Source organism: Citrobacter cronae (genome assembly GCF_016893685.1).
In the GTDB taxonomy this organism is placed as follows: domain Bacteria; phylum Pseudomonadota; class Gammaproteobacteria; order Enterobacterales; family Enterobacteriaceae; genus Citrobacter; species Citrobacter werkmanii.
This window is the reverse complement of record NZ_CP069763.1, coordinates 1,945,306-1,950,428: the sequence shown is the minus strand read 5'-3', so window position 1 is coordinate 1,950,428 and position 5,123 is coordinate 1,945,306. Positions and strand designations below refer to the sequence as shown.

The window sequence follows — 5,123 nt, the reverse complement described above, 5'->3', positions numbered from 1 at the left end:
AAACCGCTCACTGACATTTGAGACCGCTTAAGCTGACATACAACCGCTCACTTATTTACCTTACTTTACGCGCGTAATTCTCTGGCAAGATCCCTCCAACATAGCAGTCAATTTACCTCCTCAAACACAAGATCAAACCCACGCGGCTTCGGCCAATTATTAATTAGATACCAGGTTTTACTATGGATACGAAAAAGATATTCAAGCACATACCCTGGGTGATTCTCGGAATCATCGGTGCATTCTGCCTCTCGGTAGTGGCATTACGTCGGGGTGAGCACATTAGTGCCCTGTGGATCGTGGTGGCCTCAGTTTCTGTTTATCTGGTGGCCTATCGTTACTACAGTCTGTACATCGCCCAGAAAGTGATGAAACTTGACCCGACGCGCGCTACGCCAGCGGTCATCAACAATGATGGTCTGAACTACGTTCCTACTAACCGTAACGTATTGTTTGGGCACCACTTTGCCGCTATCGCCGGTGCAGGTCCGCTGGTCGGACCGGTACTGGCTGCGCAGATGGGCTACCTGCCCGGTACGCTATGGCTGCTGGCAGGCGTGGTGCTGGCCGGTGCGGTACAGGACTTCATGGTGCTGTTTATCTCTTCCCGCCGTAACGGCGCATCTCTGGGCGAGATGATCAAAGAAGAGATGGGCCCGATCCCGGGAACCATTGCTCTGTTCGGCTGCTTCTTAATCATGATCATCATCCTGGCGGTACTGGCGCTGATCGTGGTGAAAGCGCTGGCGGAAAGCCCGTGGGGTGTCTTCACCGTCTGCTCAACCGTACCGATTGCGCTGTTTATGGGGATCTACATGCGATTCCTGCGCCCAGGCCGTGTGGGCGAAGTGTCGGTAATTGGTATTGTGCTGTTGGTCGCCTCCATCTACTTCGGCGGCGTGATTGCGCATGACCCGTTCTGGGGTCCGGCGCTAACCTTTAAAGACACCACCATCACCTTTACCCTGATCGGTTACGCGTTTATCTCTGCGCTGCTGCCGGTATGGCTGATCCTCGCCCCGCGCGACTATCTGGCGACCTTCCTGAAAATCGGCGTTATCGTCGGCCTGGCGGTGGGGATTGTTATCCTCAACCCGGAACTGAAAATGCCGGCGATGACGCAGTACGTTGATGGTACTGGCCCACTGTGGAAAGGCGCACTGTTCCCGTTCCTGTTCATCACCATCGCCTGTGGTGCGGTATCTGGCTTCCACGCGCTGATTGCTTCCGGTACCACGCCGAAGCTGCTGGCTTGTGAAACCGACGCGCGTTTCATTGGCTATGGCGCAATGCTGATGGAATCCTTCGTGGCGATTATGGCGCTGGTTGCCGCCTCCATCATCGAACCGGGTCTGTACTTCGCGATGAACACCCCGCCTGCGGGCCTTGGCATCACCATGCCGAACCTGCATGAAATGAGCGGTGAGAACGCGCCACTGATTATGGCGCAGTTGAAAGATGTCACCGCACATGCGGCGGCGACCGTCAGCTCCTGGGGCTTCGTGATTTCGCCTGAGCAGATCCTGCAGACCGCGAAAGACATCGGTGAACCGTCCGTTCTGAACCGCGCAGGTGGCGCGCCGACGCTGGCTGTGGGTATCGCTCACGTGTTCCACAAAGTGCTGCCGATGGCTGACATGGGTTTCTGGTACCACTTCGGTATTCTGTTTGAAGCACTGTTCATCCTGACCGCACTGGATGCCGGTACCCGTTCTGGCCGCTTTATGCTGCAGGATTTACTGGGTAACTTCGTCCCGTTCCTGAAGAAAACCGACTCTCTGGTGGCGGGTGTCATCGGTACTGCAGGCTGCGTAGGCCTGTGGGGTTACCTGCTGTATCAAGGCGTGGTTGACCCGCTGGGCGGCGTTAAGAGCCTGTGGCCGCTGTTCGGTATCTCTAACCAGATGCTGGCTGCCGTGGCGCTGGTTCTCGGCACCGTGGTGCTGGTTAAAATGCAGCGCACCAAATACATCTGGGTTACCGTGGTTCCGGCAGTATGGCTGCTGATCTGCACCACCTGGGCGCTGGGTCTGAAACTGTTCAGCACCAACCCGCAGATGGAAGGCTTCTTCTTTATGGCGAATCAGTACAAAGAGAAGATTGCTAACGGCGGCGAACTGACCGCTCAGCAGATTGCCAATATGAACCATATCGTCGTCAACAACTACACCAACGCAGGTCTGAGTATTCTGTTCCTGGTGGTGGTGTACAGCATCATTTTCTACGGGTTCCGTACCTGGCAGAAAGCCCGCGCCATCAACGGTCGCTCCGATAAAGAGACGCCGTATGTACCGGTGCCGGAAGGCGGCGTGAAGACCTCGTCACACCACTAAGATGTATTCAGCCCCGCTCCGGCGGGGCTTTTCGCTTATCAGGATTGTTTATGTTTGGTACTTTAGGGCAAGCTAAAAAATATCTCGGTCAGGCGGCGAAGATGCTGATTGGCATTCCGGACTACGACAACTACGTCGAGCACATGAAGACCAACCATCCCGATAAGCCGTACATGACCTACGAAGAATTCTTCCGCGAGCGCCAGGAAGCCCGCTACGGTAGCGGCGGAAGCAGTTGCTGTTAGAAGGAGAAGTGAATGACCCCGATTGCAGTTACCCTACTCACCGGTTTTCTTGGCGCGGGTAAAACCACCCTGCTACGCCATATTCTCAACGAGCAGCACGGTTACAAGATTGCCGTTATCGAAAATGAATTCGGCGAAGTCTCAGTGGACGATCAGCTGATCGGCGACCGCGCCACGCAGATTAAGACCCTGACCAACGGCTGCATTTGCTGTACCCGCTCCAGTGAGCTGGAAGATGCCTTGTTAGACCTGCTCGACAACCTCGACAAAAGCACTATCAATTTTGACCGTCTGGTGATCGAGTGCACCGGCATGGCCGACCCCGGCCCGATTATCCAGACCTTTTTCTCCCATGAAGTGATTTGCGAACGCTACCTGCTGGACGGCGTGATTGCGCTGGTTGACGCGGTACATGCTGACGATCAGATGAACCAGTTCACCATCGCCCAGTCGCAGGTCGGCTATGCTGACCGCATCCTGCTGACCAAAACCGACGTCGCAGGTGAAAGCGAGAAACTGCGTGAGCGCCTGACGCGCATCAACGCCCGTGCGCCGATTTACACCGTGACGCATGGCGATATCGACCTTTCGCTGCTGTTCGATACCAACGGTTTTATGCTGGAAGAGAACGTGGTCAGCGCCAAACCGCGCTTCCACTTTATCGCTGACAAGCAAAACGATATTTCCTCGATCGTCGTCGAACTGGATTACCCGGTGAACATCAGCGACGTATCGCGCGTAATGGAAAATCTGCTGCTGGAATCCGCCGAGAAGCTGCTGCGCTATAAAGGCATGCTGTGGATTGAAGGCGAGCCAAACCGCCTGCTGTTCCAGGGCGTCCAGCGCCTGTACAGCGCCGACTGGGACCGCCCGTGGGGCGACGAAACGCCGCACAGCCTGCTGGTGTTTATTGGTATTAATCTGCCAGAAGATGAGATCAGAGCCGCGTTTGCGGGACTGAAGAAGTAATCCCCTGCTGAATTGCCCGGTGACGCGATGTGACCGGGCCTGAAAATCCCGCTCCTTGTAGGYCGGATAAGGCRCAGCCGCCATCCGGCACTTCCCCCCCACTCACTCGGTGATCACAAACCGCGTCGCGGCAAAGCAGTTCAACACCCGGTGCACCAGAAATACCATCGTTAGCGTTGCCACCAGCGCGACGGTGACGGAGGTGATGCGGTACAGATCGCTGAACACCAGGTCCTGATCCGGGTGCAGGTTCTGGCCGAACATAATACCGATGGTGGTGATGCTGGCAAACCCCACGCCCGCGCCGACTTTTTCCATAACGTGCAGGCGGGCGCTGAACGCCAGCCCGAGACCGATCAGCGGCATCATCAGCACCATGTGGTTGCTGAAATCATAGATAAGCAACTGCACCAGCAGAATATACAGACAGGCCAGCACCACGCCAACCACACGCCAGATCGAGCTGATCACCGCCCCGCGATAGTGCATCGGAAACAGGATCAAAATGCCCGCCATCAGCGCCGACAGCGAATCACTTAAGTCACAGATCTGAAAGACAACAAAAATCATCGTCGCCACCGTGCCGGAAAGCAGCGACTCGTGGCGCACCCGGGCGGCATCTTTTTCAATTCGCGGCGGCGGCTGGCGGGGTTCCACGTCCGGGATCAGATAATGCAGCAGCGCGCTCAGCGCCACCGCCATGACGCAGGCTTCCATATTGGAGAACATCAGCGTATGCCAGTTGGTGGTGGGATAACTCATAAAGTTGAGCATCGTGCTCTGGCACACCACGCCCATCGAACCGAGCAAAAACAGCGACCCTTTGCTCATAAAACGAAAACGCATCACGTACAGGCCGAACACCACCAGCGTCATGATCAGCGGCCACTGTGAGAGATAGCCGACAATCAGCACCATTTCAACACAGTTTACTGCCGCGCTGAACACAAACTGTGTTGCCACATGGCGGTTGAATACCGGCACCAGCGACAGCAGCATCAGCGGATAAACCACAAAAAATACGCCGTACTGCACGTTGTAGAAGGTTGAGATGCTCAGCGCGATTGTCCCGGCAACGGAGATACGCAGGGTCTGGCGAAAATCATTGGCGGTGTAGACAATATTCCCGTGCGGCGTAAAGACATGGGCCAGCGTGTTAATAGACATAATGCAGCCAGCTAACGAGGTGGATTTGCGCCCCGGCAAAGGTACGGGCGAACATCCCCTCGCTGTTATACAGCTGTACCGTGGCGCGCGCGCCGGTCGGTAACGGCGTGTCGAGCGGTTCGTTCAGCGCCACATGAATACGCATACGCTGGGCATCACGCACCCAACGGGTGGACTGTTCCGGCTGCGACAGCTGGCCGTTAACCTGCTCCTGGCCCGCCAGAATACCGGCATCGCTGCTGGTAACGCGGGCAGAAAAAACCTTGCCCGGCATCGCGTCGAACACCACGGCGGCATCGGTATCCACGCGAGTATGGCGCAGGCTTTTCTCGCGAAAGTCGGCCACGATATCGGTCTGGTGGCTGACCAGCGCCAGCAGCGGCGTGGCGGCGGTGGCGTACAGTCCGGG

The 5,123-nt window shown here is 56.4% G+C and carries 4 protein-coding genes and 1 pseudogene; 3 read left to right on the top strand and 2 right to left on the bottom strand.

The window, feature by feature from the left end:
• Positions 1-182: 182 nt before the first annotated feature.
• The 3 genes from btsT to yjiA are packed head-to-tail and all read left to right on the top strand — an operon-like array spanning position 183 to position 3,547.
• The gene (gene btsT / locus JSN25_RS08325) at positions 183-2,333 is read left to right on the top strand and encodes a pyruvate/proton symporter BtsT (protein ID WP_038636946.1); all 2,151 of its coding nucleotides are present in this window, start codon (positions 183-185) and stop codon (positions 2,331-2,333) included.
• Between the two features lie 50 nt (positions 2,334-2,383).
• Complete coding sequence (locus JSN25_RS08320) at positions 2,384-2,578, top strand: YbdD/YjiX family protein (RefSeq protein WP_003830038.1); 195 nt, start codon at positions 2,384-2,386, stop codon at positions 2,576-2,578.
• 12 nt (positions 2,579-2,590) lie between these two features.
• On the top strand, positions 2,591-3,547 hold the full coding sequence (yjiA, locus tag JSN25_RS08315) for a GTPase (RefSeq protein ID WP_204525609.1): 957 nt from the start codon (positions 2,591-2,593) through the stop codon (positions 3,545-3,547).
• 102 nt (positions 3,548-3,649) lie between these two features.
• Here yjiA and JSN25_RS08310 read toward each other — a convergent pair whose 3' ends face one another.
• Both JSN25_RS08310 and JSN25_RS22035 read right to left on the bottom strand, forming a co-directional pair.
• Positions 3,650-4,714, bottom strand: a complete 1,065-nt coding sequence (locus JSN25_RS08310) for a DUF2955 domain-containing protein (protein ID WP_150344618.1) — start codon at positions 4,712-4,714, stop codon at positions 3,650-3,652.
• Positions 4,704-5,123, bottom strand: a pseudogene (locus JSN25_RS22035) (HlyD family secretion protein); the annotation flags it as partial. The gene JSN25_RS08310 and the pseudogene JSN25_RS22035, both read right to left, overlap by 11 nt.

Excerpts from the sequence above, each read along its gene's own strand:
- JSN25_RS08320 (WP_003830038.1), top strand. The coding sequence starts at position 2,384 with ATGTTTGGTACTTTAGGGCAAGCTAAAAAATATCTCGGTCAGGCGGCG.
- btsT (WP_038636946.1), top strand. The coding sequence starts at position 183 with ATGGATACGAAAAAGATATTCAAGCACATACCCTGGGTGATTCTCGGA.
- JSN25_RS08310 (WP_150344618.1), bottom strand. The coding sequence starts at position 4,714 with ATGTCTATTAACACGCTGGCCCATGTCTTTACGCCGCACGGGAATATT.
- yjiA (WP_204525609.1), top strand. The coding sequence starts at position 2,591 with ATGACCCCGATTGCAGTTACCCTACTCACCGGTTTTCTTGGCGCGGGT.